The organism is Janthinobacterium sp. SUN100 (assembly GCF_030397705.1).
Taxonomy (GTDB): Bacteria; Pseudomonadota; Gammaproteobacteria; order Burkholderiales; family Burkholderiaceae_D; genus Janthinobacterium; species Janthinobacterium kumbetense.
Window position 1 is genome coordinate 1 of record NZ_JAPUBU010000002.1, and the last position, 26,530, is coordinate 26,530.

Below are 26,530 nucleotides of genomic sequence, written 5' to 3' on the forward strand. Positions count from 1 at the left end.
GCGCTCGTGCACGAGGGCATCGATGGCTTGCCATTGCTGGGCTGACATGCTTTCCAGCTTCCACCATTCCGGGTAAATGCCCAGGTTGTACAGGCGCTTGACGGCGCGCAAGACCGTGTCGTCGCCGTGCGGCAAGGAGTCCGACGGTATGACTTCCAACAACAGTTCGTGACCGCTCACTTGCGCCGCGTCATACAGGGCCTTGATCTGCGCTTCCTGTTCCAATCGGTTTTCCACGGTATCGTCCGGGTGCAACTGCACCAGGCACTTGATCACGTGTTCCTTCGGCCAGCTGAGCAGGTGCGAACCGATGGAGCGGCCCCAGTCGAATTGCAGCGGGTTCGATCCCGGCAATTCCACGGGACGGCCGATCCACCAACCGCGCCCCGTCGCGTCGTTGAGCGCGTCGACGCCATAGCGTCCATCGATCAGCACGCCCGTCTTGCCAGCCAGTTGCAAGGCCGTTTCCGTCTGCGCCACGGCTTGCACCATCAATTGCTTCAGGGCGCAAATAGCCGATTCGGGCGCGCCTGTCTGTTGCGCCAGCTCAAAGAATTGCGTGCGGTGATCGAAGGCAAACACGCACAGTTCATCCCACTGCGGGCGCGCCACCGTCGTGCGGTGCAGGCGGGACAAGGTGGCGTCCTGGTCCGGTTGCGTCAGTTTCGCCGCATTGGCGAGGAAATAGTCGAGCTCGATGGGCGACGGCATGGCCGGCGCGCAACCGTGGCGCGACACGACCAGGGCGCCGCAGCCATTTGCATAGCGGCAGCACGCCTCGTAATCCTCGCCGCGCAGCCAGCCTTTCAGGAATCCCGAGAGAAACGCGTCGCCCGCGCCCAGCACGTTCAGCACTTCCACGCGCACGCCGCGGTAGTTATACGCATCGTCCAGGCTGTGCGGCACCACGCTGTCGATGACGGCGCTGCCCAGCGGGCCCCGCTTGACGACCAAGGTGGCCAGGGTGGCGGCCCGCACGGCGCGCAAGGAGGCCATGATGTCGGCACCGCCGCCGGCGATCATGAATTCCTCCTCCGTGCCGACGATCAAATCAAATTGCGGCAAGATCGCCTGCAGGTGGCGCGTCACGCCGTCGTTCGAGACGAAACGCGTTTCGCCATCCGCCTTGCCTGACAAACCCCACAGCACGGGCCGGTAATCGATGTCGAGCACGGTGCGCACGTTATTAGCGCGCGCCAAGTTCAGGGCCTGCGTGCTGACGGCGTGCATGGCAGCCGTCGAAAAATGCGTGCCGGTGATCAAGAGGGCCTTGCTCGAGGCGATGAAGGCGGCGTCGACGGCGGATGGCTCGATGGCCATGTCGGCGCAGTTTTCACGGTAAAAAATCAGGGGGAACGTGTTTTTATCCTTGATGCCCAGCATCACCAGCGCCGTCAAACGGTCGTGGTCGATGCCTACATGGCTGACGTCGCAACCCTCTTTCGCCAAGGTGTCCGTCAAGAAACGGCCCATGTGGTCGTCGCCCACTTTCGACAGCATGGCGGACTTCAAGCCCAGGCGGGCCGTGCCGAAGGCGATATTCGCCGACGAGCCGCCCAGGTACTTGGCGAAACTGGTCGCGTCTTCCAGGGTGCTGCCGATCTGCTGCGCGTACAGGTCCACCGCCAGGCGGCCCAGGCAGATGACGTCCAGCGCGCGGCTCTGGGCAAATTGTGTCGGGTTATTCATGGTTATCCTTAAATCGTGACACCGTCGAGTTCACTCATCAGCGTTTGCATTTCCGCACCGCCCGCCATCATGTCGAGTACTTCATCCTTGGAAACAGTTTCCTTGGTGTAAGTGCCCAGCGATTTGCCCCGGTTCAAGAGGGTGAACGAGTCGCCCACGGGGTAGGCATGGTGCACATTGTGGGTAATAAAGATCACGGACAAGCCCCGTTCGCGCGCCTTGTAGATCAATTTCAACACATTGAACGACTGTTTCACGCCCAAGGCCGCCGTCGGCTCGTCGAGGATCAGCACGCGCGCGCCGAAGTGGATGGCGCGGGCAATGGCCAGGCATTGCCGCTCGCCGCCCGACATGGTGCCCACGGCCTGGTGCGGGTCGCGCACCATGATGCCCATTTCGGCCAGCTTGTCGCGCGCCGTGGTGGCTGCATATTCCATATCCATCACGGGCAGCACGCCGAACATTTTCCGGATCGGTTCGCGGCCCATGAAGAAATTGCGCGCCACGGACAGCAATGGCACCAGCGCCAGGTCCTGGTAGACGGTAGCCACGCCCAGGTCGAGCGCTTCCTTCGGCGAATTGAAGCTGACGGGCTTGCCGTCAACCAGATACTCGCCGCTGGTGGGCCGGTGCACGCCGGCCAAGGTCTTGATCAGGGTCGACTTGCCGGCGCCGTTATCACCGAGCAGGCAATGCACTTCGCCCGGTTTCAGGCGCAGGGTGACGTTTTGCAGGGCGATGACGGAGCCGAAACGTTTGCTGATGTTTTCCAGCGCAAGGATGTATTCGCTCATGGCTTATCTCGCTTCCGTGACACGGGCACGGACAAAGTTGTTGAACAGTACCGCGATCAACAGCATGACGCCGAGGAAGACGCGGAACCAGTCCGAATTGATATTGGTATAAGTAATGCCAATCTGCACCACGCCGAAGATCAACGCACCGAAGCAGGCGCCGACGACGGAACCGTAGCCGCCCGTCAGCAAGGCGCCGCCGATGACGGCCGCGATAATGGCTTCGAATTCCTTTTGCATGCCGCGGTCGGCGGCAGCCGAACCCACGTCAAATACTTGCAGCGTGGCAAACAGGCAGGCGCAGAACGCCGTGAAGACAAACAGCGATACCTTGATGGTCTTCACGGGCACGCCCACGTTCTTGGCCGCGTTGGCGTCGCCGCCGACGGCGAAGATCCAGTTGCCGATGCGGGTGCGGGCCAGGACGAAGCCGGATACCAGCGCCAGGCCGGCCCACCAGACGATGACCTTGGGGATGCCCTTGACCAGCGGCGCGCCATTGTCGAGGGCCGTGATCCAGCCCGCCTTGGCCATCCAGGCGAACAGCGACGTGCCCACTTCGCCATGGAACAGGGTCATGGCCAGCCAGTCGTCGGCGGCCAGCGCGCCGATGCCGCTGACGATGGTGCGGTTGGCAAACATGATGGACAGGGCCAGGGTCAGGCCGCGCAGGATGAACAGGAAGGCCAGGGTGACGATAAACGAAGGCAAGCGCGTCTTGATGACCAGGTAGCCGTTGAGCCAGCCCAGCGCCATCGAACCGGCAAAGGCGAACAGGATGGCGGCCCACACGGGCCAGTGGAAGTAGACGGAAGGGATGGCGATCATCATGCCGGCAAAGCCGATCATGGAGCCGATCGACAGGTCGAATTCGCCGGCGATCATCAATACGCAGGCGCCGATGGCGATGATGCCCAGGTAGGCGGCCACTTGCGCCCAGTTGATCACGCCGTCGAGGTTGAACATGCCGGAGTCGCCGGCCGTCAGGATAAAGAAGGCGAACACCAGGATGGCGCCCGAGATCGAGGCGAATTCCGGGCGGCTGAACAGCCGCTTGAGCCAGCTGACCTGCCCCACGCGCTCATCAACGCCCTGCTTTTGCGGCGGCGTGCCCGAGGCGGCCATGCCACCCTGCTCCACGCTTAATTTCACGGTACTCATGCTATGTCTCCCTTGTTTTATAGCAACCTACCAGCCTCGACAGCAATTCCAGGGCGGCAGGACCCGCGCGCCGGCAAGCATGGCCTGCGCGCGGGGACAACGACTAAGGTCTTGATTGAACTGAAAAGCGGGTGCTTAACGGAACTGGCCGGCGTATTTCTCTACCTTGCCGATATTGTCCTTGGTGACATAACCAGGACCGGAACCGATATGGCGCGGGCCATACGATGGTGCCAGGCCGTACTCGGCCAGGCGCGCCTTGAATTTGGCGTTATTGATCAGCTTTTCGCGTACCTTGGCCAGGTCCGTGGTCTTGTCCTGCTTCATGATGGCCAGCACGGCAACGGGGATATAGCCTTGCAGGTAAGGTTGCTGGTCGATGGCGAACTGGATGCTGCCATCCTTGATGCCCTTCGAGATGTCATCGGACAGGTCGAACGTGGCGAACCACATCTTGCCCTTCAAACCCATTTTTTCCAGGGCCTTCAGCGAAGCGTGGGCCGAGGTGGGGCCCAGCGCCAGCACGGCCTGGGTTTTCGGGTTGTTGCGCAGGTAGGCGCTCAACTTGCTTTCGATGGTGGTCGGATCTTCGCCCGCATCCAGGGTGGCGGCCTTGAAATCGACGCCGATGGCTTCGGCAAAGCCGCGGCAGCGCTCGAATGACGACGGATTCGTCGCGTAGTGGTTGACGCAAACGAAGGACTTGATGCCGGCCGCCTTGGCTTTTTCGCCGGCGCCCTTGCCTGCCTCGTATTCAGGCTGGCCCACGTGCATCACGGCGCCCAGCTGCTCGCTTTGCGTCAGGGTGCCCGAATTGATCGTGACAAACGGAATCTTCTTGGCAGCAACAAGGCCCAGCGGTTTTTGCAGCACGCTGAAGTCGGCGATGCTGACGATCACGCCGTCGTAGTTGCGGGCAGCCGATTGCTCGACCAGGCGCGCCATGTCGGCCAGGTCGCCGTTCGGTGGATTGCGGTAGTCGACGGTGACATTGAAGTCTTCGCCTGCTTGCTTGACGGAATTTTTAATCGTATTCCACCAGGAATCGGAATCGGGCGCATGGCTGATCAGCACGAATTTCTCGCCTGCCGCGTGGCTGGCGCTCATGCCCAGACCCAGTCCCAGACCGAGGCCCAGCACGGCCAGGTGCTTCAGAAATCCCTTACGCTTATTGCTTTGCATGAATGTCTCCTTGAAGGATTAATTTTTATAGTTGCCAGCTTTTGTCGCGTGTCAGCGGGGAGCCGGAAAACCGGCAAGACCCGATGCACTGCGCACAGCTTAGGCCACAAAAAAGACAAATGCAATAAAATTTTCAAAATAGATTTAAATAGAAAATCATTTCTATTTTCTGGATTCACTCCTATAATTCTCGCCAGAACCAGCCGTCGCAGTCATGTTGCGCGGCCCAGCAAGCAACCGAGGAAAACACCATGGCAGCCACCGCCCCCATCGAACAGCTGATGCAGCACATTGCCGCCGAGTACGACAATCTGTCGCGCCAGCTGAAAGTCATCGCGCAATACATTGAAAAGCACCGTGCCAGCCTGATGCTCGAGCGCATCAGCGACATCGCGGCCGCCTGCGATGTGCAGCCGTCCGCCATCGTGCGCTTCGCGCAGCGCTTCGGCTATACGGGCTTTTCGGAAATGCAGGACGTGTTCCGCCAGGCGTACACGGACCAGGCCGGCGCCACGCCCGACTACCAGCAGCGCATCCGCAAGCTCATTTCCACGCGCGACGCCGCCCTCAGCGCAGGCGACCTGACGCGCGAATTCGTCGGCGCCAGCCGCGCCGGCCTCGACGACCTGGCGGCCGGCCTCGACGACGCGCAGCTGGAAGCGGCCGTCAACCTGCTGTTGAAAGCGGAAAACATCTATGTGATCGGCGTGCGCCGGTCCTTTCCGATCGCCTCCTACATCGCCTATGCGCTGGAACACACGGACAAGCGTGTGCACCTGATTAGCGGACTGGGCGGCATGCACCGCGAACAGATGCGCAGCGTGCGCGAACGCGATGTGGCGATCGCCATCAGTTTCTCGCCTTACGGCAAGGAAACCCAGCAGTGCATCAAGGCGGCGCAAGACAAGGGCGCCAAGGTCCTCGTGATTACCGACAGCAAGCTGGCCCCGCTCGCGCGGGCCGCCGACGCGCTGCTCACCGTCACCGAGGGCAGCGCCTTCGCCTTCCGTTCGCTGACCAGCACCATCTGCCTGTGCCAGGCGCTGTTCATCGCGCTGGCATACAAATTAGAGCTCGACATCGAAGAAATCCACACCCCAGGAGAACATGATGATTGAAGTAGCGTTGTTCGGCGCCGGACGCATCGGCAAAATCCACGCGGCCAACCTGGCTGCCCAACCCGGCGTGCAGTTCAAGTACGTGGTCGACGTCAACCAGGAAGCGGCCGCCGCCCTTGCCGGCTTGCACGGCGGCAGCAGCGCGACTGTCGAAGCGGCGCTGGCCGACCCGGCCATCAAGGCCGTCGTCATCGCTTCCAGCACGGACACGCACGCGGACCTGATCCTGCGCTCGGCCGCCGCCGGCAAGGCCATCTTTTGCGAAAAACCCGTCGACCTGACCATCGACCGCGCACGCGCCTGCGCCGCCGCCGTCAAGGAAGCGAAGGTACTATGCATGCTGGGTTTCCAGCGCCGTTACGACCCCACTTTCAATGCCGTCAAGACACGCATCGAAGCGGGCGAGATCGGCACGCCGGAATTGCTGGTGGTCACCAGCCGCGATCCCGGCCCGCCGCCCGTGAGCTACATCAAGGTCTCGGGCGGTATTTTCAAGGATATGCTGATCCACGATTTCGACATTTTCCGCTGGATACTCGACGATGAAGCCGTCAGCGTGCACGCCACGGGCAGCTGCCTCGTCGACCCCGCCATCGGCGCGGCGGGCGACCTGGACACGGCCGTCGTCACCATCCGCACTGCCAAGGGACGTTTGTGCCAGATCAATGCCTCGCGCCGCGCCGCCTACGGCTACGACCAGCGTTTCGAGGTGCTGGGCAGCGCCGGCATGCTGCAGGCGGGCAACCACAAGCCGACGGAAGTGACGGCCTATGGTTCCGTGAACGTCAGCGTGGACAAGCCGGAAGATTTTTTCCTGGAACGTTATCGCGTTGCCTACGCGCAGGAAATGGCGCACTTCTTTGACGCCCTCACCCACGGCACGCCGCTGCGCACCACCGTGCACGATGGTCTGAAGGCACTGGAACTGGCCGAGGCGGCCACCTTGTCATGGCGCGAACAGCGCGTGGTCACTTTATAAACCAATAATAAAAATATCTGGAGATACCATGTCATCCCCAACATTAAAAGTCGGCATCGTCGGCCTGGGCCGGCTGGGCCAGCGCCACGCCATCAACCTGACGCAGCGCGTGCCGAATGCCGAAGTCGTGGCCGCCTGCAGTCCCGTGCAAGCTGAACTGGACTGGGCCGCCAGCACGCTCGGCATCACCAACGCTTATGCGGATTACGACGCCCTACTAGCCCACCCGGGCCTGGACGCCATCTTCCTCGTCACGCCCACCTCGCTGCATGCGGACCAGATCATCGCCGCCCTGCGCGCCGGCAAGCACGTGTTTTGCGAAAAACCGCTGTCGCTGGACCTGGCCGATTGCCTGAAGGTGGAAGCGGAAGCGGCGCGCCACCCGCAGCTGACCATCATGATCGGCTTCGTGCGCCGCTTCGACGCCAGCTACCATGACGCGCAGCAAAAAATCGCGCAAGGCCTCATCGGCAAGCCGTATCTGGTGCGTTCGCAAACCTGCGACCAGAACGACCCCAGCGGCGCCTTCATGCGCTTCGCCCCCACCAGCGGCGGCATCTTCCTCGATTGCAGCGTGCACGATATCGACCTGGCACGCTGGCTGCTGGGCAATCCCGTGCCCAAACGCGTGTACGCCAGTGGCACCAACGCCATCCACACGGGCTTGCAAGCGTTTGGCGACGTCGACAATGGCCTGGCAACGGTCGAGTTTTCCGATGGCAGCATGGCCAGCTTCATGGCGTCGCGCACCATGGCGCATGGCCATGAAACCCTGACGGAAGTGTTCGGCACGGGCGGCCGCCTGGCCGTGGGCAGCAATCCGCGCCTGAACAGGGTGGAAATTTCGGATGCGCATGGCGTGCGCAATGAATGCACACCGGACTTCTATGCCCGCTTCGCCGACGCCTTTTTGATCGAGGCACAGGAGTTTACGGATGCGGCGCTGGGCCGGCGCACCTTGTCCTTGACCTTGCACGACGCGACGGAAGCGACGCGCATCGGCCTGGCCATGACGCAAGCGATGCGCGAAGCGCGGCTCGTCGAGTTTTAAGCTGCCAGTGGACTCAGGCAGCCGGCGCAGGAAACGGTTGCTTGGGTTCCACAGCCAGCCGCAAGCCCATGGCATCGAGGATAGCCGTCAAGGTGCTCAGCGAGGGATTGCCTTCGGGCGACAGGGTGCGGTACAGCTGGGTAGGATTGAGCTTGGCCGCCTGCGCCACGGCCGGCACGCCGCCAAAGGCGCGCGTCAGCTGGCGCAGCACGGCCAGCAGTTCGCCATGGTCGCCATCGACGAGGATATTGTTGATCAATTCCAGGGCGAAGGCGGGATCGTTGCGGTACAGTTCAGCCATCGCTTCGTCATGCGAGCGGTCTCTTGGTGGTTTGCGGATGTCCTCGCTCATGTTCTCTCTCATGTCCCCTCTCCTTCCAGTCGTGCCAGCAGGCACAGGCGTATTCGATGTCTTTCGGTTGCGTGCGCTTGTCGCCACCGCACAGCAATAAAATGATCTGCCCGTCGGCGATGGCGTAATACACGCGGTAGCCGGCCCCCACATCGATGCGCAACTCCCACACGCCGTCGTGGCAAAACTTGTGGTCGCCAAAATTGCCAGGAATCATACGCAACACGCGGCGCACGATGGCCACCCTGGCCGTGTTGTCGCGCTGGCGCTTCAGCCATTCCGTATATAAATCCCTGCCCGATGACGTCAGGTAGTGCCGGATCTCATACATCATATTCGTCTATAAACGAAGAAAGATCAAGGAGAAAATCACGTGTACATGTAAAAAAGAAGACCACGCCATCTTGCTACCAAACCCGCTCACACAGACCACGAATGCCAGGTTCACTGAGCTACATCAAGATGCATTTCTCTCATTGTTATAGGGAAATGATGTCGCCCGACCGTGCCTCACGTCTGGCTGATTGCGCTATACAATAAGCGCTGTCCAACCGTGAAGAACCCTGCCTCCATGACCAACAACGACAGCAACTCCCCTTCCCTCGCCGACGTGGCCGAACGCTACGTCAAGCTGGTCCTGGCCATGGGCCAGCACGACGCCTCGTATGTCGACGCGTATTACGGCCCGCCCGCGTGGCAGGCAGCAGCGGTCAAACAGCCACAGAGTTTGAGCGATATCAAAGATGGCGCAAACGCGGCGCTGGCCCTGCTGGCCGACGCCTCTTGCCTGCGTGCCCTCAACCTGCGCAAGCAGTTACAAGCCGTGCTGGCCAAGGCGGACATGCTGCAAGGGACACGCCTGGATTTCGACACGGAAAGCGCGCGCCTGTACGACGCCATTTCGCCCCACCACAGCCGCGCATATTACGCAGAACTGGTGGCGCAGATCGATGCCCTGCTGCCTGGCGACGGCACGGTCAGCGACCGCGTCAACGCCTTGCGCGCGCAACTTATCATTCCCGCCGACAAGCTGCGCGCCGTCATGGATGCGGCCATCCGCGCCGGCCGCGAACGCACCTTGCAGTACATCGGCCTGCCCGAAGGCGAGGATTTCGTGCTGGAATTCGTCACCGACAAACCGTGGAGCGGTTACAACTGGTACAAGGGCAACTACCAGAGCGTGATCCAGATCAATACCGACTTGCCCGTGTATATAGACCGCGCGGTCGACCTCGGCTGCCACGAAGCGTATCCCGGTCACCACGTGTACAACGTGCTGCTCGAGCGCGACCTGGTGCGCGGCAAGGGCTGGATGGAATACTGCATCTATCCGCTGTACTCGCCGCAATCGTTGATCGCCGAAGGCACGGCCAACTATGGCATCGAACTGAGCTTTACGGATGCAGAACGGCTGGCATTCGAACAGCAGGTGCTGTACCCGCTGGCCGGCCTCGATCCGGCGCTGGCGCCCCGCTACGCACAGCTGAACCAGTTGCTGGCCAAGCTCGGCTACGCCGACAACGACATCGCGCGCCAGTATCTCGAAGGCAGCCTGACCCGCGAAGAAGCGCTGGAATGGCTGGTCAACGTGCGCCTGTACCCGGCCGAAAAATCCGCGCAGCGCCTGCAGTTCTACGACGCCATGGGCGCGTACGTCATCAATTACAACCTGGGCCAGGACATGGCGAAAGCCTATGTCGAGCGCCAGGGTGCGACGCGCGCCGAGCACTGGGCCGCGTTCCGCAACCTGATGTCGTCGCCGCGCGTGCCCAGCCATTTGCAGGCATAAGCCTTACTTCGGCGGCAGCCAGTACAGCGGCAAGGCCACGGCCAGGCATGCCAGCCCCGCCAGCAGCATGGCCAGCTGAAAACCGGCGGCCAGGGCGGCAACCTGCCCCGCCCGCTCCAGCAGAGCGGCGGCGCGCAAGCTCATCACGCTGCCCAGCACGGCCACGCCCAGGGTCATGCCCGCCTGGCGCAAGGCATTCATGATGGCCGAGGCCATGGCGGCTTGCTCGCCGCGCACGGATGCCATCACCAGCAAACCGGTGGCCGGCACGGCCAGGCCCATCGCCAGGCCCAGCAGGCCGAACAGGCTGCCGACGATGGCGTAGGGCGTCCGCGGCGCCAAGGTCGCCGTCGCCAGCAGCACCAGGCCCGCCAGCACATAGCCGCCCAGCATCATTCGCCGCAGCGACAAGTGGCGGCTGAGGCGGCCGAAACACAGGGAAACGACGCCCATGGCCGCGAACTGCGGCAACATGCGCCAGCCGCTGGCGCCCGCCGGCCAGCCCTGGATTTGCTGCAGGTACAGCGAGAAAAAGAACAGGCTGCTGTAGCAGGCAAACCCCAGCACCAGCGACGCCAGGTTGATCAACGCAAAGGTCCGGTCGCAAAACAGCCGCAACGGCAACAGAGGACGTGGCGTGCGCGCTTCGACAGCCAGGAAGGCGACGAAGGCCAGCAGCGCCACACCCAGCGATGACCGGGCAGCCATGCCGCCCGGTCCGTTCACCTCGCCCAGCGCGATCAAGCCGTAGGTGAGCGCACCGAGCCAGACGATGCTGAGCACCTGTCCCGTCCGGTCCAGCGCCGCCTGTTCCCGGTAATGACGTTCCGTCATGCCCCAGGCGCCCAGCAGCACGGCCAGCACTCCCAGCGGCAGGTTGATCAGGAAGATGCTTTGCCAGCCCGTGGCCTCCAGCAGCATGCCGCCCAGCAGGGGTCCCAGGATCAGCGCCAGCGCACTGAAGGCCGACCAGCCGCCGATCACGTGCGCCCGCTCGTGCGGGTCGGGAAACGCGTGGCTCAGTATCGGCATGGCGCCCGGAATCAGCAAGGCGCCTGCGACGCCCTGCACGGCCCGCCCCGTCAGCAATAGCGGCAGGCTGGCCGCCAGCGCACACAGCAGCGAGCCCACTGTAAATAACGCCACGCCCAGCAGCCAGATGCGCTTGTGCCCATGCCGGTCGCCCAGCGGTCCGGCCGACAGCATGCAGGCCGACAGGCACAGCGCATACGCGTTGATCACCCACTGCAAACCCGCCATATCCGTCGCCAGCGCCGTTTGCAAGGTGGGCAAAGCCACGTTGACGATGCTGATGTCGAGCGAGGCGAGAAAGGTGCCCAGGTAGGCAGCGGCCACCAGGGCCGCGCGGCGATAGCGCTGCATGGCGTGTCTCCAATTCATGAGTTCGCCTTCATCATAATTATCGACTGACCGTCAGTCAATTAAAAACTACAGCCTTGCATGGCGGGTGCTTGGGCGACGCCCGCGCTTCACTTATACTGGGCGCATGACCACGACACGACACGCCAACCCCGCCCTGCCCGATGCCGCCGCCGCGCCGGCCCCCGTTCGCCCGCGCACCAAGCCTGCCGAAGTGCGCCTCGATGAATTGATGGCCGCTGCCGAGCGCCTGTTTCTCGACAAGGGCGTGGAAGCGACCACCGTCAGCGACATCACCACCCTGGCAGGCGTGGCGAAAGGCACGTTCTATCATTATTTTCCGTCCAAGCACGAGATGCTGGCGGCGCTGGCCGGACGCTATACACAGCACTTCCTGGCCAGCCTGGAAACGGCCGTCGACCTGTGCATGCCCGGCGACTGGGAAGGCCGACTGCGCGCGTGGGTACAGGCGAATGTGGCCACTTACCTGCGCACCTGGCAATTGCACGACATCGTCTACACGAGCCACCGGCGCAGCATCGGCATAGACCCCGCGGACAATCCCGACAAGAACGCCATCCTGGCCCAGCTGGGCGCCATCCTGACGGGCGGCGCGGCGGCCGGCACATGGCCTTTGCCGCAGCCGCGCCTGGCGGCCCTGATGATTTACTCGGCCGTGCATGGCGTGACGGACGACGCCATCGCCGCACAGTTACAGGACAGCAGCGCCTTCGCCGCCGACGTGGCCGACGCCTGCCTGCGCATGCTGGGCCGCTGACGGCGCCCAGCGATGTGAACCACTCCTGCGCGGCATCAAACCACGGCGCCTGGCGTCATCCATACTGTATCGATTGGAGACACAGGCAATGAACCGGATTCTTTCCCGCATCCCCGCCCTGCTGCTGGCCCTGGCCTGCATTGCAGCCTTCCTGCCGCCGGCACTGGCCCGCGATGCCGCCGTCGCGCCCGCCCTCAGCGCGCGCCAGCAGGCGCTGATGGCGACCGTCACGGGCAGCGCCGCCCATCCACGCATCCTGCAGGTGCGCCTCGATGAACTGCATCCGACCCAGCCGGCCATCGGCTACGACCAGGTGTACTACAAGCTGGGACGCTATGCGACCGAAGAAAAACATATCGCCGACATCGCCAAGCCAAAGAAATTCGCCGACCTGTGCGAAGCCAATGGCCAGGGTGACGTCTTGCCCGGCACGGCCAATGTCGCCGGCGCCACGCTGGCCACGCCACCGCCCGGCTACCGCTGCAAGGCGGCCGTGGGCAGCCGCCCCGACGACATGAAGACTGTCGTCATCGGGCCGCGCGGCACGGTATACCTCACCGATGGCCACCACACGTTTTCCACTTTCTGGGATGCCGATGGCGGGCGCAACCACCAACTCAAGGTGTGGGTCAAGGTCAGCGACAATTTCAGCGCGCTGGGCGAAACGGCCTTCTGGGCCCGCATGCGCGCGGAAAACAAGGTATGGCTGAAAAACGGCCGGAACCAGGCCATCACGCCGCAGCAGTTGCCGTCCGCCATCGGCCTCGCATCCCTGGGCGACGATCCGTACCGCTCGCTCGTGTCTTTACGCGCGAGATCGGCTACAAGCCGCCCGGCCAGGCTACGGAATTTCTCGAATTCTACTGGGCCGACTGGCTGCGCCGCAAACCGGCGCTGGACCTGGCGCGTGTCGACTTGCTTGATCCCGTCGCGTATGCCAGCACCATCCTGCTGGCGGCGCAGGCGATGGTGGCGCTGCAACCGGCGGAGCTCGTCAGCGGCGGCAAGCGCGCGGCGGACCTTGGCGCGCTGCGCGAAATCAACCATGCAGCGTTCGACGAACTGACCGAAGACAAGGGCAAGCTGGGCTACGCCATCGACTACCGTAAGTCGCTGCTGCGTCAGTAATATCCAGGCGTGTCATCATCCTGACATCTGCGCCCGCTAGCATGTCGGCACTTTTCAGGCCGACATCACGGGACACCATGTACAAGCACAGCATCCGCCGCAGCACCTTATCGATTGCCATCGCCCTCGCACTGGGCGCCAGCCTGGCCGCCTGTGGCGGCACAGACTATCGCGACACCACGGCGCCCGTCGCCCCGGTGGACCCCGTCACCCCGGCACGCATCCTGAACGTGGTTGCGGCCACCGGCAAGGCCGTGGCGAATGCTTCCGTCTCCGTGCTCGACGCCGGCAAGAATGTCGTCGGCAGCGGCACCACGGACACGACAGGCAAAGTGGCCATCACCCTGGCTGCCACGGCGAAGGCGCCCTTCCTCGTCTCCGTCACGCCGGCAGGCGGCACCACCCTGTACGCGCTGTCGCTGAAGGAAAGCGCCGTCAACCTGACGCCGCTCACCTCCGTCATCGCCATGCAGCTGCTGGGCAGCATCCCCTCGAGCGCGTCTCCCGCCAGCCTGGCCGCCATCGATGCGGCCAGGCTGCAAACGGCGCAGACGCAGCTGGGCACGGCCCTGGCGGCGCCCCTGCAAACCCTGGGCATGGCGGCCAACTACGACTTCGTCAATGGCGCCCTGACGCCGAACAGCAAGGACCCGGCCGACGTCCTGCTCGACAATCTGCAGGTGAAACAGAGCGGCACGGATATCGACATCGTCAATGCCAGCGGCAGCATCGTCGCGCAGATCATCGATGGCGGCGCGCCGCTCGCCACCGGCAAGAGTGTGCTGGAAACGCCGCCCGTGCTCAGCGCGCGCCAGCAAGTCCTGGCCGCCACGGCTGCCGGCACCGATGCGGCGCCCGTCTTCCTGCAAGTGTCGCTCGACGAACTGCATCCCACGCAGCCAGCCGTCGGCTACGACCAGATCTACTACAAGCTGGGCCGCTACGGCGCGGAAGACCTGGTCATGGCCAAGACCAACAAGCCGAAGAAATTCGCCGAACTGTGCGAAGCCAACGGCCAGGACGACGTGGTGAGCAAGACGGCCAACGTGGCCGGCGCCACCCTGAGCAATCCACCGGCCACGTTCCAGTGCAAGTCCGCCGTGGGCACCAAGCCGGGCGACATGAAGACGGTCGTCATCGGCCCGAACGGCACGCTGTACCTGACGGACGGCCACCACACGTTCAGCGCCTTCCGGGATGCCGACAATGGCCAGAACCTGCAGTTGAAAGTGTGGGTCAAGGTGACGGACAATTTCAGCAAGCTCAGTGAATACGACTTCTGGACGCAGATGAAGAAGGCCAACAAGGTCTGGCTGAAGGATGGCGGCAACAAGGCCATCGCCACCAGCCAGCTGCCCGCGTCCATCGGTTTGAAGTCGCTGGGTAACGACCCGTACCGCTCGCTCGTCTACTTCACGCGCGACGCCGGCTACGTGGTGCCGTCGACGGCCACGGAATTCCTCGAGTTCTACTGGGCCGACTGGCTGCGCACGCAACCCGGCATCGACCTGGCCAAGACGGACACGCGCGACGTTGCCAGCTACATGGCCACCATCAAGAGCGCATCGACGGCGATGGCGGGCCTGAAGGCGAACGATATCGTCAGCCGCGGCGTGACGGCGCAAACCCTGGGCTGGACGGGCGTCTTCAGCCAGGCGGCGCTGGACGACCTGGTCACGCCAACGGGCAAGCTGACCTACTCCATCGCCTACAAGAAATCGCTGGCAAAGTAAGCGCACCGGCATAAACAACAACGGCCCGCCTGTCAGCTGACAGGCGGGCCGTTTTCATGGGTAACGACGCTTACGCGATGCGTTCACCATTCTCCGGATCGAACAGGGCCGCTTTCGACAGGTTGAACGACAGCTGCATCGTCTGCCCCGGCAGCACGGCTTCGCGCGGGTGCGTGCGGCAAGTCACTGCGGCGCCGTTCAGGCGCGTCGTCAGCAAGGTATCCGGGCCGGTCGGCTCGACCAGGTCGATCAGGCAACCGAGTTCCTGGCCCACGTCGCCGTGCGCGCTGCTCATGTCCGTGATCTGCTCCGGGCGCACGCCCAGGATCACGTCGCGGCCCGCATAGCTGCGCAGCTTGTCGGTGGCGAACGGCAGGGCCAGGCGCATGCTCTTGCCTGCGTTCTCGATGGCGACAAACACCTCATTGCCTTCGATGACAGGCTTGACGGTGATGAAGTTCATCGATGGCGAACCGATGAAGCCGGCCACGAACAGATTCGCCGGATTGTCGTAGATTTCCTGCGGCGTGCCCAGTTGCTGCACCACCCCATCCTTCATGACGGCGATCAAATCGCCCATGGTCATCGCCTCGATCTGGTCATGCGTGACGTAGACGATGGTGGCCTTCAGACGCTGGTGCAGCAGCTTGATCTCGGCGCGCATTTCCACGCGCAGCTTGGCGTCCAGGTTCGACAGCGGTTCGTCGAACAGGAACAGCGACGGCTTGCGCGAAATGGCGCGACCCATGGCGACCCGTTGGCGCTGGCCACCGGACAGCTGCGCCGGGCGGCGGTCCAGCAAATGCGTGATCTGCAGGGTTTCGGCGACGCGGGCGACGATTTCTTCCTGCTCCGCCTTCGGCACTTTTTTCACGTTCAAGCCAAACGCGATGTTTTCGCGCACCGTCATCGACGGGTACAGCGCATACGACTGGAACACCATGGCGATGTCGCGGTCCTTCGGCGGCAGGTCGTTGACCACCTTGCCGTCGATGAGGATTTCGCCCGAGGTGACGCTTTCCAGGCCGGCCACCATATTGAGCAAGGTCGACTTGCCGGAGCCGGAACCGCCGACGAGGATCAGGAACTGGCCATCCTTGATCTCGATGTCGATACCCTTGAGGACTTCGACGCCATTCGTGTACACCTTGCGGATGCTGCGTATCGATAAACTGGACATATTCTTTCCTTAACCTTTGACTGCGCCTGCGGTCAGACCGCGCACAAAATAACGGCCTGCGACCAGATAGACCAGCAGGGTCGGCAGCGCGGCAATCACCGCGGCCGCCATGTTGACGTTGTATTCCTTCACGCCCGTGGACGTGTTGACCAGGTTGTTCAAGCCCACCGTGATCGGTTGCGAATCGCCGCTGGCGAAGACGATGCCGAACAGGAAGTCGTTCCAGATCTGCGTGAATTGCCAGATGATGCAGACGACGAAAATCGGACCCGAAATCGGCAGCACGATCTTGCGGAAGATCAAGAAGAAGCCGGCGCCGTCGATGCGGGCCGCCTTGATCAATTCTTCCGGCACGCCGATGTAGTAGTTACGGAAGAACAGGGTCGTGAACGCCGTGCCATACACCACGTGGACGAAGACCAGGCCGGTAGTGGTGTTGGCCAGGCCGAATTCGCCCAGCAAACGCGCCATCGGCAGAATCACCACCTGGAAAGGAATGAAGCAGCCCACCAGCAAGGCGGCAAACAGGATTTCCGAACCGCGGAAGCGCCAGTGCGCGAACACGTAGCCGTTGAAGGCGCCCAGGAAGGTCGAGATCAGCACGGCGGGAATCACCATCTTGATCGAGTTCCAGAAGAACGGCTGCATGCCGTCGCAGGTGACACCCGTGCAGGCCGAGGACCAGGCCTTGGACCAGGAATCGAACTGCCACACGTGCGGCAGTGCCAGCAGGTTGCCGCTGCGGATCTCGTCGAGCGACTTGAACGACGTCGACAGGGTCACGTACAGGGGCACGATGTAGTACACCGCAAACAGGATCAGCAGCAGATATACAACCACCCGTCCGAGGGTGAGGCGATTATTGCGTGTAGGTGTCATCTCATCGCCTTTGCGCTGCGCGTTTCCAGGTACATCAGCGGCACGAGCACGGCCACGATGGTGGCCAGCATCATCATTGCCGATGCCGAGCCCAGGCCCAGCTGGCCGCGGGTGAAGGAAAACTGGTACATGAAGATGGCCGGCACGGACGACGAATTGCCAGGTCCGCCAGCCGTCAATGCGATGACCAGGTCGAAGCTCTTGATGGCGATATGCGCGAGGATCAGCAGCACGCTGAAGAACACGGGTCGCATGGCGGGAATCACGATGCGCCAGTAAATCGTCGGCAGGGATGCGCCATCGACTTGCGCCGCCTTGATGATTTCATCATCGATGCCGCGCAGGCCCGCCAGGAACAGGGCCATGACGAAGCCCGACGATTGCCACACGCCGGCGATCACCACCGTGTAGATGGCCATGTCGGAATTGACCAGCCAGTCGAAGGTAAACGAGGTCCAGCCCCAGTCGTGCATGACCTTTTCCAGGCCCAGGCTGGGATTGAGCATCCATTTCCACGCCGTGCCGGTGACGATGAAGGACAACGCCATCGGATACAGGTAGATGGCGCGCAGCGCGCCTTCGGCGCGGATTTTCTGGTCCAGCAGGATGGCCAGGAACAGGCCGATGGCGATGCTGCAACCGATGAACAGGACACCGAAGATGCCGAGGTTCTTGAGCGAGGTCCACCAGCGCTCGTTGTCGAACAGCTCGACGTATTGCACCAGGCCGGCGAACTCGTAGTTCGGCATCAGCCGCGATTCGGTCAGCGACAGCCAACCGGTCAAAAAGATAAAACCATAGACGAATACCAAGCTGGCGATGAGCGTGGGGCCCAGCACCATCTGCGGTATCCATCGGTCGAATTGCTTGCGTATGGACATAGGACAGCCGTAGAAGTAGAACTGCGTGTGGCGCCGGCCTGGACGAATGCCAGGGCGGACGCCTGCGATGCATGCGATGCATGCGATGCAGAGGGCGCCGGCGGGAGTGCCGGCGCCATCGTGATTACTTCACTTTTGCCGCTTTGGCCAATGCAGCAACCGCGTCTTTCGAGCTCATGTTGGTGTTCATGAACTTGGCGATGACGTCGGTCACGGCGCCTTGCGTGGCCGATGCCAGCGCCATGCCGTGGGCGAACGATGGCACCAGGCCGCCGTTCTTGTTGGTGGCGTCCATGTCTTCCATCGATTTCAGGGCGCAAGCGTCAAACTTGTCCTTCGATACGCCGGAACGCACGGGGATGGAACCCTTGTTCAGGTTGAAGATCGACTGGAACTTCGGATTCATGATGGCGTTGGCCAGGGCGATCTGCCCTTTCTTCGCATTCGCATCCTTTTGCGTGAACATGGCAAACGAATCGATGTTGAAGGTGTAGGCCTTGTCCGTGCCAGGAGCGGCCACGCACAGATAGTCCTTGCCCGGCACCTTGCCTGCGGCCGTGAACTCGCCCTTGGCCCAGTCACCCATGAACTGGAAGCCGGCCTTGTTGTTGATGACCATGGCGGTCGCCAGGTTCCAGTCGCGGCCTGCCGCATCCTTGTCGATGTAGGTCTTCACCTTGCCCAGGGTGTCGAACACCTTGAGCATGGTCGGGCCGGTCAATTCCTTCTGATCCAGCTTGAGGATGGCCTTCTTGTAGAATTCCGTGCCGCCCACGCCCAGCGCGACGGATTCAAACACGGTGGCATCCTGCCATGGCTGGCCGCCGTGGGCGATCGCGATGCCGCCCGATTTCTTGATTTTCTCGGCCGCGTCGAAGAACGCATCCCAGGTGGTCGGGGTGGTGGCCACGCCGGCTTTTTTCAGCACTTCCGGGTTGACCCACATCCAGTTGACGCGGTGGACGTTGACAGGGGCGGCAACGTAGTGGCCCTTGTATTTCATGATGTCGGCGACGACTTTCGGCAGCACGGCATCCCATTTGCCTGGAATGGCGGCATCATCGATATTGGCCAGTACGCCTTCCGCGCCCCACTCCTGGATCGACGGGCCCTTGATCTGGGCGGCCGTTGGCGGGTTGCCGGAAATGACGCGGGTTTTCAGCGCGGTCGCGGCGTTTTCGCCAGCGCCACCGGCCACGGCGAAGTCTTTCCAGCCGAAGCCGCTTTCCTTCACGATTTGCTGCAACTGGCCCACGGATTTCGCTTCGCCGCCGGAGGTCCAGTAGTGCAACACTTCCACGTCGGTCGCAAAGGCGCTGCCGGCAAATGCCAGGGTGGTCAACGCGGCCAGTTGGGTAATCTTGAATTTCAGTTTCATCTCCACATTCCTTTTTTGATCAAGCTTTTAGGGGGCTTCGGCATACGGGGGCCGAAAAAGGTGAAATCTGCGCCTGTACCGGCGCTCTTGTGCTCAGACCCGCTTGCAAACGGGCATCATCTTCAGTGAAAAGACGGCGCCGTGATCCATGAAACGACTACATTGCATTTATATCACGGGACGGCGCCAAAAACGCATCCGCGAAGGATGCGCCAGGTTGATCTAGACTTACAACGCCTGCTAACTTAGAACCAAGTTTCTACCTGGAAACCGTAGGACGTGCCGCTGGTATTGTTGTTGTAGATCGGGCCGCCGTTGTTCGACGCGTTGACCGACGCGGTGGCCGCATCGTTCCATTTGCCGTAGGTCACGAAAGCGCGCAGTTCAGGACGCGACCACAGGCCAGGACCAGCCGAGATCGTCGGGGCGATGGTCAGCTTGGTCAGGCGCTTGGCCGGCAGGCCGCCCGCTTGCGTCACGCGGTCCGTGCCCAGTTCGCCCACCAGCTTGAAGTTGTCGGTGAATGCGTACACAGGGCGCACGCCAACCGAGGTCCAGGTCGAGGAACCGTTGGCGTTCGACTCGTCTTTTTGCCACAGGGCGACGAATTCCATGCCGAAGTTGGCCATCGGCTGGATCGCCATGTCATTGAAGATACGCGTGCGCTTGACGTCCGAACCGAAATTGGTGTCGCCCGAAGCGCCGAACTGCGCGCCCTTGCCCGTGCCGGGACCGACGCCGTACTGCACGCCGAAGGTGTTGCCGCCGCCAAACACTTTACCTTGACGGTGGAAGGCCGACAGCTGCCAGCCGTTATTGCGCTTGCCAGTGGCGACGTCATCCTTGCCTTCGCCGATGATGTAGGTCGCGGCCAGGTCCAGGGTACCGTTTTCATTGACGGGAATCTCGCCGTAGATGAAGTTCTGACGCACGGCCGATTTGGTGTTGACGCCGCCGTTCGGCAACGCGACCTTGACGTCGTTGTCCTTGAAGAAGGCGTACGAGAATTTACCCGGGCCAGCGGGAATGCGGTCCAGGCCGGCGCCCGTGCCATTCATATTGATGTATTGCAAGTCCAGCATGTGGATGTCAGGACGGTAGTAGAAGCGTTTGCCGATCCAGGCCGTGCCGCCGTTCAGGAAATCGAGTCCCTGCGCTTCGACGTAGGCCTTGACGATGCCCAGCTTGTTGTCGCCGAAATCCGAGTTTGGCGCGTAGGCGTTGACCCAGATGGTGGCCAGGTAGTTCACGCCGCCGGACTTGGCGACGGATTTTGTGTAGCCGAATTCCGTGTAGGCGTCGCACTCATTGCCCAGACGGTATTTCATGGTATTGCCACCCAGGCCGAAGCAGCCTTGCGAACCGCCGCCGCCCGACGTATTGCTGCCGGCGCCGGCGCGCAGGTAGCCGTGGAAGCCTTCGGAGTCGGATGGGTACATCGGGTCGGCGGCAGCGGAACCGCTGGCGATGGCTAAGACGATGGCAGCTGGCAGCGTTTTCAACACGGCCTTCAACATGGTGCGATGCAGCATGGTAAGTCTCCTCAGTAATTTATTTTTTATCTAGTCATTCGTGGCCGAATGTACTGGCCAGAATTCTTTCCAGCAGGGACATAGTAACTATACTACGAACAAATATCAACATATTATGTTGTAATCCTACGACTACTCTGCGACACTTTATTTGCGTACCGACAGGCGCGTTGACTGCCCTGTTTTTTCCGCCGGCGCCGCCCGTTTCCGGCACTGCGGGCAAGCATTTATGCAGGCGTCCCGCATTTTTCGGCACGCGGCACGTATACGAATTAAAATCCTTGGTTTTTGCCATAACGACAGTGCGCCGCCAAGACAGCGCACGCAGACGAGACTAGGCACCGCCATGAAAATAGATGAAAAAATGGAAGTAGCAGGCAGCGATCCGGCGGAGCGTTTCAGTGAAGGGCCGCGCTTGCTGGCCGACATCGGCGGCACCAACGCGCGCTTCGTGCTCGAAACGCGCCAGGGCCACCTGGAAGCGGTCGCCGTGCTGCCCTGCGACGACTACGCGTCGCTGCTCGACGCCATCACCGCCTATATGGATAGCAGCGAAGCGCGCGCCGCCGGTTCGGCGCGCGTGCGCCATGCGGCCATCGCCATCGCCAATCCCATCGACGACGACAATATCCGCATGATGAACCATCACTGGTTCTTCTCGATCGAGGCCATGCGCGCCACGCTGGGCCTCGACACCCTGCTGGTGGTGAATGACTTCACGGCGCTGGCCATGGCCCTGCCCTATCTGCGGCCCGACCAGCGCCTGCAGATCGGCGGCGGCATGGCGCGCGCCGACAGCGTCATCGGCCTGCTCGGTTCGGGCACAGGCCTGGGCGTGTCGGGCATGATCCCCGCCGAAGACCGCTGGATCGCGCTGGGCAGCGAAGGCGGCCACGTCAGCTTCGCCCCGTGCGACCAGCGCGAGATGGACGTGCTGTCCTTCGCCTGGCGCGAGCTGTCGCACGTCTCGGCCGAACGCCTCGCTTCCGGGCGCGGCCTGGAACTGATCTACCGCGCCCTGTCCGAGCGCGCCGGCAAGCCCGATGCGCTGCCGCTGCTGGCCGCCGAAATCACCAGCCGCGCCCTGAACAATGAATGCGACGTGTGCCTCGAAGCGGTGGACTGCTTCTGCGCCATCCTCGGCTCCATCGCCGGCAACGTGGCCATGACCCTGGGCGCGCTGGGCGGCATCTATATAGGCGGGGGCATCGTGCCGCGCCTGGGGCCCCTGTTCGAACAGTCGCAGTTCCGCGCCCGCTTCGAGCAAAAGGGCCGCCTGAACGAGTACCTGGCGCAGATTCCCACCTTTCTGATCACGGCCGAACTGCCGACTTTCCTCGGCATCGCCGCCATCCTCGCGCAAAAGCTCAAGCGCGCCCATTCCGGCGCGCCCGTACTCGAATCCGTGCGCCAGGCGCGCGGCAGGATGAGTCCCTCGGAATGCAAGGTGGCCGACTGGGTCTTGAAGGAGCCGAACGCCATGCTGACCCTGCCGATCGCCGAAATCGCCCAGCGCGTCGGCGTGAGCCAGCCGACCGTGATGCGCTTTTGCCGCTCGATCGGCGTGCAGGGCCTGGCCGACTTCAAATTGAAGCTGGCGTCCGGCCTGACGGGCGGCGCCATCACGGTGGCCCACTGCCACGTGGAGATATCGGATTCCGACGCCGAGCTGGCGCGCAAGGTACTGGGCAATAACGCCTCGGCCGCGCTGGCCCTGCGCGACATGCTCGACGTCAAAGCGCTGACGGCCGCCATCGAACTGCTGCGCGGCGCGCAGCGCGTGGAATTGCTGGCCGTGGGCAGCGCCCGCGTGGTGGCCGACGACATGCAGCACAAATTGCTCAACCTGGGCATCGTCAGCAGCTTCTTTGCCGACCCGCAGGCGCAGGAAATGAGCGCCGCCATGCTGAAACCAGGCGACGTGGCGCTGGTCATTTCCCGTTCCGGCGCCTTGCCCGACCTGCTGCGCACCGTCAAGGTGGCGCAGGGCTGCGGCGCGCGCGTGCTGGCGATCACGGCCAGCGGTTCGCCGCTGGCCAAGCTGGCCGACGTGCTGCTGACCTTGAACCACCCGGAAGGCAACCTCAATTTCGTACCCATGATCGTGCGCCTGCTGCAGCTGATGATGCTCGATATCCTGTCGGTGGGACTGGCGCGGCGCGACACGGCGCAGCGCACCAGCGCCGCCGAACTGGAAGAAGGCCAATTGCACGGCATGCGCATCAGCGGCAAGCTGAAATTCGGTGGCCACCTCGAATAAGGCGGCGCACGCCGCCCCCACCTCCTCCGACGCCGCCAGCGGCGCCACCGTGCACGACGTGGCGCGCGTGGCCGGCGTGTCGGCCATGACGGTGTCGCGCGTGATCAACGGGCGCGCCAGCGTCAGCGCGGCCACGCGCGACAAGGTCGAGGCGGCGATCGCCAGCCTGCACTACCAGCCCAACCTTGCGGCCAGGGCGGCGCGCACGGGCACCCTGCGCATCGGCCTGTTGTACAGCAATCCGAGCGCGGCCTTCCTCAGCGAATTTTTAGTTGGCGCCATGGATCAATGCCGCCAGGGCGGCGGCCAGTTGCTGCTGGAGCGCTGCGAAGACCTGGACAGCCAGCGCGCCGGCATCGATTGCCTGGTGGCGGCCGGCGTGGACGGCATCCTCGTGCCGCCGCCCCTGTGCGATTCGCCGGAAGTGCTGGCGCAGTTGAACCGGATGGGCATCCCCGCCATCGCCGTGGCCACGGCGCGCCCCTCGCCCGGCGTTTCGGCCGTACGCATCGACGATTACGAGGGCGCGCTGGCCATGACACGCCATTTGCTCGCGCTGGGCCACCGCGACATCGGCTTCATCGAGGGTGATCCGGCGCACACGCCCGCCCTGCTGCGCCGCCAGGCTTTCGAGGACGCCATGCGGGAAGCGGGTTTGCGGGTAGCGCCGCACAGGGTGGCGCAAGGCTATTTTACGTATCGTTCGGGTCTCGACGCGGCGCGCCAGCTGCTGGCGCAAGCACCGCATCCCAGCGCCATCTTCGCCAGCAACGACGACATGGCCGCCGCCACCCTGGCCGTGGCGCACGGCATGGGCTTGCAGGTACCGACGCAATTGAGCGTGTGCGGTTTCGACGACACGCCCGTCGCCACCACGGTCTGGCCCGAGCTGACCACCATCCACCAGCCCATCGCCGACATGGCGCGCGCCGCCGTCAATCTCGTCATCGACGAAATCCGCCAGCGCCGTGCCGGAGAAACGGTGCCCGCCACGCATCATTTGATGGCGTTTACCTTGATGGCGCGGGCGTCGACGGGGGAATGTGCTCCAGTGGGGCACATTCCGGGCGCGAAGTGACTGCCCCCACCAACCCGTCGAGCGCCACTTAGCGCACCACCGTGCGCTGCACCAGCGACTCCACCAGTTCCACCGAAGGGGGAGCGCCACCGGCCGCCAGGCAGGCGCCCGCGCCCGCCGCGACGGCAAAGCGCAAATGCTGGCCGCCATCGGCCTCGGGCCGGTACATCAGGCTGTACAGCAAGCCGCCGATGCTGGCGTCGCCCGCCCCCACCGAATCGACCACCTCGATGACGGGCGGCGCCGCCTGCCATGTCTGCTCGCCCCGGTACAGCGCCGCGCCTTGCGCGCCGCGCGTATACAAATACGTGGCTTGCGGATTCCAGCTGCGCAGGGTGGCAAACGCGCCATCGATGTCGTCATGGCGGAACAGGCCCGCCAGGTCTTCGTCCGACACTTTGATCACGTCGGTCAGCTGCGTCATGCGGCGCAAGGTGGCGTCGTAGCGTTCATCCATCATGATGCGGAAATTCGGGTCGTAGCTGATTTTCACGCCAGCCTCCTTCAGTTCCTGCGCCAGCGCCACCAGCTTGCCCGCCAGCGGTTCGCGCGCCAGACTGATACCGCCGAAATGCACCCACTGCGCCCCCTGCATCCAGCCGGCCGGCAGGAGCGACGCGTCGAAATGCAGGTCGGCGCTGTCGTCGCCGATGAAGTAATAGGTAGGCGGATGCAGTTCATGCACGATGGCCAGCAGCGGCGACTTCGCATGGCGCTGCAGGAAGCGCATGTCCAGGCCCGCCGCCCCGGTGGCAGCGGCCAGCGCGTCGCCGAAGACGTCCAGGCTGACGCCGCCCGCAAAGGCGCTGGGCACGCCCAGGCGCGCCATCACGCGCGCCACGTTCCAGGTCGAACCGCCCACCTGGCTGTTCCAGGAGTCCGCGCCCGTACGCAGCATGTCCGTCAGCGCTTCGCCGGCCGACACAAAAGCGGGGAAAGCGGGAAAAGCGGCGGCGCTCATGCGGCACCGCCAATCACGTTCAGCACTTCATAGCAGGCGCCCATGGTGTGGTAATCGGTCTTGCCGGCCGGGCTTTTCTCGTCGCTGATTTTTTGATTTTCAGGCGTCAGGATGCGGTACCAGGCGCCGTGTTCATGGTCGACGAAGTGCGTCCAGCTGTAGTCCCAGATCTTGTCGTAGCTATGCCAGTAAGCCTCGTCGCCCGTGCGCACGGCCAGCACGGCGGCCGCCGCGAAGCTTTCCGCCTGCACCCAGAAGTATTTGTCGCCGTCGCAGATCTCGTCCTGCGGACCGAAACCGTAGTGGATGCCCCCATGCGCGCCATCCCAGGCCTTGGCCAGCGCCGTGTCGTACAGGGCGCGCGCGCGCGGCAGCAGCCAGTCCGACGGGCCGGCCATGAACCGGCTATGGCGCTCCATGATCAACAGCAGCTTGGCCCATTCCGTGAAATGGCCGGGCTGGTAGCCCCACGGACGGAAGATATTGCTCTTGTCGTGCAGGTTGTAGTCCCAGTCGATCGACCAGTCGGGCTTGTAGTGCTCCCAGATCATGCCGTTCGCCAGGCCCGCCTGACGGACCGTGATGTTGTGCGCCAGGGTCTCGGCGCGGTGCAGATATCTCGCTTCGCCCGTCGCCTCGAACGCTGCCAGCATGGCTTCGCAAGCGTGCATATTGGCGTTCTGGCCCCGGTAGCCGTCCAGGGTGGACCAGTCGGCGCTGGCCACGTCCGCATACAGGCCGTGTTCGGGCAGCCAGAAGCGCTGCTCCATCAATTCGAAGGTCTCGTCCAGATACGCGCGCGCTTCCGTCACGCCAGCTTGCAAGGCGTGCGCATAGGCCAGCAGCACGAAGGCCAGGCCGTAGCAGTGATTGGCGCCGTCTTCCACCGTTTTGACGCCGTCTTTCCAGGACAGTTGCCAGGCGTAGCCGCCCGTGGCCGGGTCGCGGTGCACGTCGCGCAGGAAGGCCACGCCGTGGCGCAGGGCCGCCTGGTAAGCGTCATCGCCGAAGTGGCGGTACGCCATGGCGTAATTGAAGATGAAGCGCGTGCTGCTGACCAGGTGACGCGTACTGGCGTCGTACACCGTGCCGTCATCGAGGAAGAAGTGATAAAAGCCGCCGCTCGGGTCAAACGCGCGCGGGTGATAAAAGTGCATCGTGTGCTGGATATGCTTTTCGAGCATGTCCCTGGAGCGGAAATCGGGATTCATGGGTCTCTCATGATATTGTTATCGATAACAATGATG

Annotated in this window: 23 protein-coding genes; 9 read left to right on the forward strand and 14 right to left on the reverse strand. The window is 63.1% G+C overall.

The window, feature by feature from the left end; genetic code table 11:
• From iolC to O0881_RS12255, 4 genes are all read right to left on the reverse strand, one after another.
• The coding region (gene iolC / locus O0881_RS12240; RefSeq protein WP_289911489.1) for a 5-dehydro-2-deoxygluconokinase at positions 1–1,689 on the reverse strand (1,689 nt) is incomplete at its 3' end.
• 8 nt (positions 1,690–1,697) lie between these two features.
• Positions 1,698–2,483, reverse strand: coding sequence for an ATP-binding cassette domain-containing protein (locus O0881_RS12245; protein WP_251351989.1), 786 nt, complete (start codon positions 2,481–2,483; stop codon positions 1,698–1,700).
• A 3-nt stretch (positions 2,484–2,486) separates the two neighbouring features.
• Complete coding sequence (locus O0881_RS12250) at positions 2,487–3,608, reverse strand: ABC transporter permease (RefSeq protein ID WP_289912220.1); 1,122 nt, start codon at positions 3,606–3,608, stop codon at positions 2,487–2,489.
• Positions 3,609–3,779: 171 nt separating this feature from the next.
• A complete protein-coding gene (locus O0881_RS12255; protein ID WP_289911491.1) occupies positions 3,780–4,826 on the reverse strand; it encodes a sugar ABC transporter substrate-binding protein in 1,047 nt (348 codons plus the stop codon).
• 251 nt (positions 4,827–5,077) lie between these two features.
• Between O0881_RS12255 and O0881_RS12260 the strand changes: the two genes are divergently transcribed.
• The 3 genes from O0881_RS12260 to O0881_RS12270 are packed head-to-tail and all read left to right on the forward strand — an operon-like array spanning position 5,078 to position 7,974.
• Complete coding sequence (locus O0881_RS12260; RefSeq protein ID WP_034757651.1) at positions 5,078–5,944, forward strand: MurR/RpiR family transcriptional regulator; 867 nt, start codon at positions 5,078–5,080, stop codon at positions 5,942–5,944.
• The gene (gene iolG, locus O0881_RS12265; RefSeq protein ID WP_289912221.1) at positions 5,937–6,923 is read left to right on the forward strand and encodes an inositol 2-dehydrogenase; all 987 of its coding nucleotides are present in this window, start codon (positions 5,937–5,939) and stop codon (positions 6,921–6,923) included. Before O0881_RS12260 ends, iolG begins: the two co-directional genes overlap by 8 nt.
• A gap of 28 nt (positions 6,924–6,951) precedes the next feature.
• On the forward strand, positions 6,952–7,974 hold the full coding sequence (locus O0881_RS12270) for a Gfo/Idh/MocA family oxidoreductase (RefSeq protein WP_289911492.1): 1,023 nt from the start codon (positions 6,952–6,954) through the stop codon (positions 7,972–7,974).
• A 13-nt stretch (positions 7,975–7,987) separates the two neighbouring features.
• On the opposite strand, the gene O0881_RS12275 is transcribed toward O0881_RS12270, so the two are convergent.
• Positions 7,988–8,326, reverse strand: a complete 339-nt coding sequence (locus tag O0881_RS12275) for an addiction module antidote protein (RefSeq protein WP_289911493.1) — start codon at positions 8,324–8,326, stop codon at positions 7,988–7,990.
• A complete protein-coding gene (locus tag O0881_RS12280) occupies positions 8,283–8,657 on the reverse strand; it encodes a type II toxin-antitoxin system RelE/ParE family toxin (RefSeq protein ID WP_289912222.1) in 375 nt (124 codons plus the stop codon). The genes O0881_RS12275 and O0881_RS12280 overlap by 44 nt, the downstream gene beginning before the upstream one ends.
• 240 nt (positions 8,658–8,897) lie before the next feature.
• Here O0881_RS12280 and O0881_RS12285 point away from each other — a divergent pair, with 240 nt between their 5' ends.
• The gene (locus tag O0881_RS12285) at positions 8,898–10,115 is read left to right on the forward strand and encodes a hypothetical protein (protein ID WP_289911494.1); all 1,218 of its coding nucleotides are present in this window, start codon (positions 8,898–8,900) and stop codon (positions 10,113–10,115) included.
• Between the two features lie 3 nt (positions 10,116–10,118).
• On the opposite strand, the gene O0881_RS12290 is transcribed toward O0881_RS12285, so the two are convergent.
• Complete coding sequence (locus O0881_RS12290) at positions 10,119–11,498, reverse strand: MFS transporter (RefSeq protein ID WP_289912223.1); 1,380 nt, start codon at positions 11,496–11,498, stop codon at positions 10,119–10,121.
• Between the two features lie 229 nt (positions 11,499–11,727).
• On the opposite strand from O0881_RS12290, the gene O0881_RS12295 reads away from it, so the two are divergent.
• From O0881_RS12295 to O0881_RS12305, 3 genes are all read left to right on the forward strand, one after another.
• Positions 11,728–12,273 carry a TetR/AcrR family transcriptional regulator gene (locus tag O0881_RS12295; RefSeq protein WP_289912224.1) on the forward strand — a complete coding sequence of 182 codons (546 nt, stop codon included), beginning with the start codon at positions 11,728–11,730 and terminating at the stop codon, positions 12,271–12,273.
• Positions 12,274–12,361: 88 nt separating this feature from the next.
• Positions 12,362–13,339 carry a ParB/Srx family N-terminal domain-containing protein gene (locus O0881_RS12300; protein WP_289911496.1) on the forward strand — a complete coding sequence of 326 codons (978 nt, stop codon included), beginning with the start codon at positions 12,362–12,364 and terminating at the stop codon, positions 13,337–13,339.
• A 139-nt stretch (positions 13,340–13,478) separates the two neighbouring features.
• A complete protein-coding gene (locus O0881_RS12305) occupies positions 13,479–15,134 on the forward strand; it encodes a ParB-like protein (RefSeq protein WP_289911498.1) in 1,656 nt (551 codons plus the stop codon).
• 70 nt (positions 15,135–15,204) lie between these two features.
• Here O0881_RS12305 and ugpC read toward each other — a convergent pair whose 3' ends face one another.
• From ugpC to O0881_RS12330, 5 genes are all read right to left on the reverse strand, one after another.
• The gene (gene ugpC, locus O0881_RS12310; protein WP_099380230.1) at positions 15,205–16,314 is read right to left on the reverse strand and encodes a sn-glycerol-3-phosphate ABC transporter ATP-binding protein UgpC; all 1,110 of its coding nucleotides are present in this window, start codon (positions 16,312–16,314) and stop codon (positions 15,205–15,207) included.
• Positions 16,315–16,323: 9 nt separating this feature from the next.
• Positions 16,324–17,193: a carbohydrate ABC transporter permease gene (locus O0881_RS12315; protein WP_034777933.1), complete on the reverse strand. Its 870-nt coding sequence runs from the start codon at positions 17,191–17,193 to the stop codon at positions 16,324–16,326.
• Entirely contained in the window at positions 17,190–18,074 is an 885-nt protein-coding gene (locus O0881_RS12320) for a sugar ABC transporter permease (RefSeq protein ID WP_010397323.1), read from the reverse strand. Before O0881_RS12320 ends, O0881_RS12315 begins: the two co-directional genes overlap by 4 nt.
• Positions 18,075–18,198: 124 nt before the next feature.
• The gene (locus O0881_RS12325; RefSeq protein WP_099664439.1) at positions 18,199–19,452 is read right to left on the reverse strand and encodes an ABC transporter substrate-binding protein; all 1,254 of its coding nucleotides are present in this window, start codon (positions 19,450–19,452) and stop codon (positions 18,199–18,201) included.
• Between the two features lie 245 nt (positions 19,453–19,697).
• On the reverse strand, positions 19,698–20,984 hold the full coding sequence (locus tag O0881_RS12330; protein ID WP_289911499.1) for a carbohydrate porin: 1,287 nt from the start codon (positions 20,982–20,984) through the stop codon (positions 19,698–19,700).
• A gap of 346 nt (positions 20,985–21,330) precedes the next feature.
• On the opposite strand from O0881_RS12330, the gene O0881_RS12335 reads away from it, so the two are divergent.
• Entirely contained in the window at positions 21,331–23,244 is a 1,914-nt protein-coding gene (locus O0881_RS12335) for a glucokinase (protein WP_099380657.1), read from the forward strand.
• Positions 23,228–24,322 (forward strand): LacI family DNA-binding transcriptional regulator, encoded by a 1,095-nt coding sequence (locus O0881_RS12340; RefSeq protein ID WP_289911500.1) that lies wholly within the window; start codon positions 23,228–23,230, stop codon positions 24,320–24,322. The genes O0881_RS12335 and O0881_RS12340 overlap by 17 nt, the downstream gene beginning before the upstream one ends.
• Positions 24,323–24,350: 28 nt before the next feature.
• On the opposite strand, the gene O0881_RS12345 is transcribed toward O0881_RS12340, so the two are convergent.
• Positions 24,351–25,283, reverse strand: coding sequence for a carbohydrate kinase (locus O0881_RS12345; RefSeq protein WP_289911501.1), 933 nt, complete (start codon positions 25,281–25,283; stop codon positions 24,351–24,353).
• A complete protein-coding gene (locus tag O0881_RS12350) occupies positions 25,280–26,494 on the reverse strand; it encodes an AGE family epimerase/isomerase (protein ID WP_289911502.1) in 1,215 nt (404 codons plus the stop codon). Before O0881_RS12350 ends, O0881_RS12345 begins: the two co-directional genes overlap by 4 nt.
• Positions 26,495–26,530: the final 36 nt, after the last annotated feature.

Excerpts from the sequence above, each read along its gene's own strand:
- O0881_RS12245 (WP_251351989.1), bottom strand. The coding sequence starts at position 2,483 with ATGAGCGAATACATCCTTGCGCTGGAAAACATCAGCAAACGTTTCGGC.
- O0881_RS12250 (WP_289912220.1), bottom strand. The coding sequence starts at position 3,608 with ATGGCCGCCTCGGGCACGCCGCCGCAAAAGCAGGGCGTTGATGAGCGC.
- O0881_RS12255 (WP_289911491.1), bottom strand. The coding sequence starts at position 4,826 with ATGCAAAGCAATAAGCGTAAGGGATTTCTGAAGCACCTGGCCGTGCTG.
- O0881_RS12260 (WP_034757651.1), top strand. The coding sequence starts at position 5,078 with ATGGCAGCCACCGCCCCCATCGAACAGCTGATGCAGCACATTGCCGCC.
- iolG (WP_289912221.1), top strand. The coding sequence starts at position 5,937 with ATGATTGAAGTAGCGTTGTTCGGCGCCGGACGCATCGGCAAAATCCAC.
- O0881_RS12270 (WP_289911492.1), top strand. The coding sequence starts at position 6,952 with ATGTCATCCCCAACATTAAAAGTCGGCATCGTCGGCCTGGGCCGGCTG.
- O0881_RS12275 (WP_289911493.1), bottom strand. The coding sequence starts at position 8,326 with ATGAGCGAGGACATCCGCAAACCACCAAGAGACCGCTCGCATGACGAA.
- O0881_RS12280 (WP_289912222.1), bottom strand. The coding sequence starts at position 8,657 with ATGTATGAGATCCGGCACTACCTGACGTCATCGGGCAGGGATTTATAT.
- O0881_RS12285 (WP_289911494.1), top strand. The coding sequence starts at position 8,898 with ATGACCAACAACGACAGCAACTCCCCTTCCCTCGCCGACGTGGCCGAA.
- O0881_RS12290 (WP_289912223.1), bottom strand. The coding sequence starts at position 11,498 with ATGCAGCGCTATCGCCGCGCGGCCCTGGTGGCCGCTGCCTACCTGGGC.
- O0881_RS12295 (WP_289912224.1), top strand. The coding sequence starts at position 11,728 with ATGGCCGCTGCCGAGCGCCTGTTTCTCGACAAGGGCGTGGAAGCGACC.
- O0881_RS12300 (WP_289911496.1), top strand. The coding sequence starts at position 12,362 with ATGAACCGGATTCTTTCCCGCATCCCCGCCCTGCTGCTGGCCCTGGCC.
- O0881_RS12305 (WP_289911498.1), top strand. The coding sequence starts at position 13,479 with ATGTACAAGCACAGCATCCGCCGCAGCACCTTATCGATTGCCATCGCC.
- ugpC (WP_099380230.1), bottom strand. The coding sequence starts at position 16,314 with ATGTCCAGTTTATCGATACGCAGCATCCGCAAGGTGTACACGAATGGC.
- O0881_RS12315 (WP_034777933.1), bottom strand. The coding sequence starts at position 17,193 with ATGACACCTACACGCAATAATCGCCTCACCCTCGGACGGGTGGTTGTA.
- O0881_RS12320 (WP_010397323.1), bottom strand. The coding sequence starts at position 18,074 with ATGTCCATACGCAAGCAATTCGACCGATGGATACCGCAGATGGTGCTG.
- O0881_RS12325 (WP_099664439.1), bottom strand. The coding sequence starts at position 19,452 with ATGAAACTGAAATTCAAGATTACCCAACTGGCCGCGTTGACCACCCTG.
- O0881_RS12330 (WP_289911499.1), bottom strand. The coding sequence starts at position 20,984 with ATGCTGCATCGCACCATGTTGAAGGCCGTGTTGAAAACGCTGCCAGCT.
- O0881_RS12335 (WP_099380657.1), top strand. The coding sequence starts at position 21,331 with ATGAAAATAGATGAAAAAATGGAAGTAGCAGGCAGCGATCCGGCGGAG.
- O0881_RS12345 (WP_289911501.1), bottom strand. The coding sequence starts at position 25,283 with ATGAGCGCCGCCGCTTTTCCCGCTTTCCCCGCTTTTGTGTCGGCCGGC.
- O0881_RS12350 (WP_289911502.1), bottom strand. The coding sequence starts at position 26,494 with ATGAATCCCGATTTCCGCTCCAGGGACATGCTCGAAAAGCATATCCAG.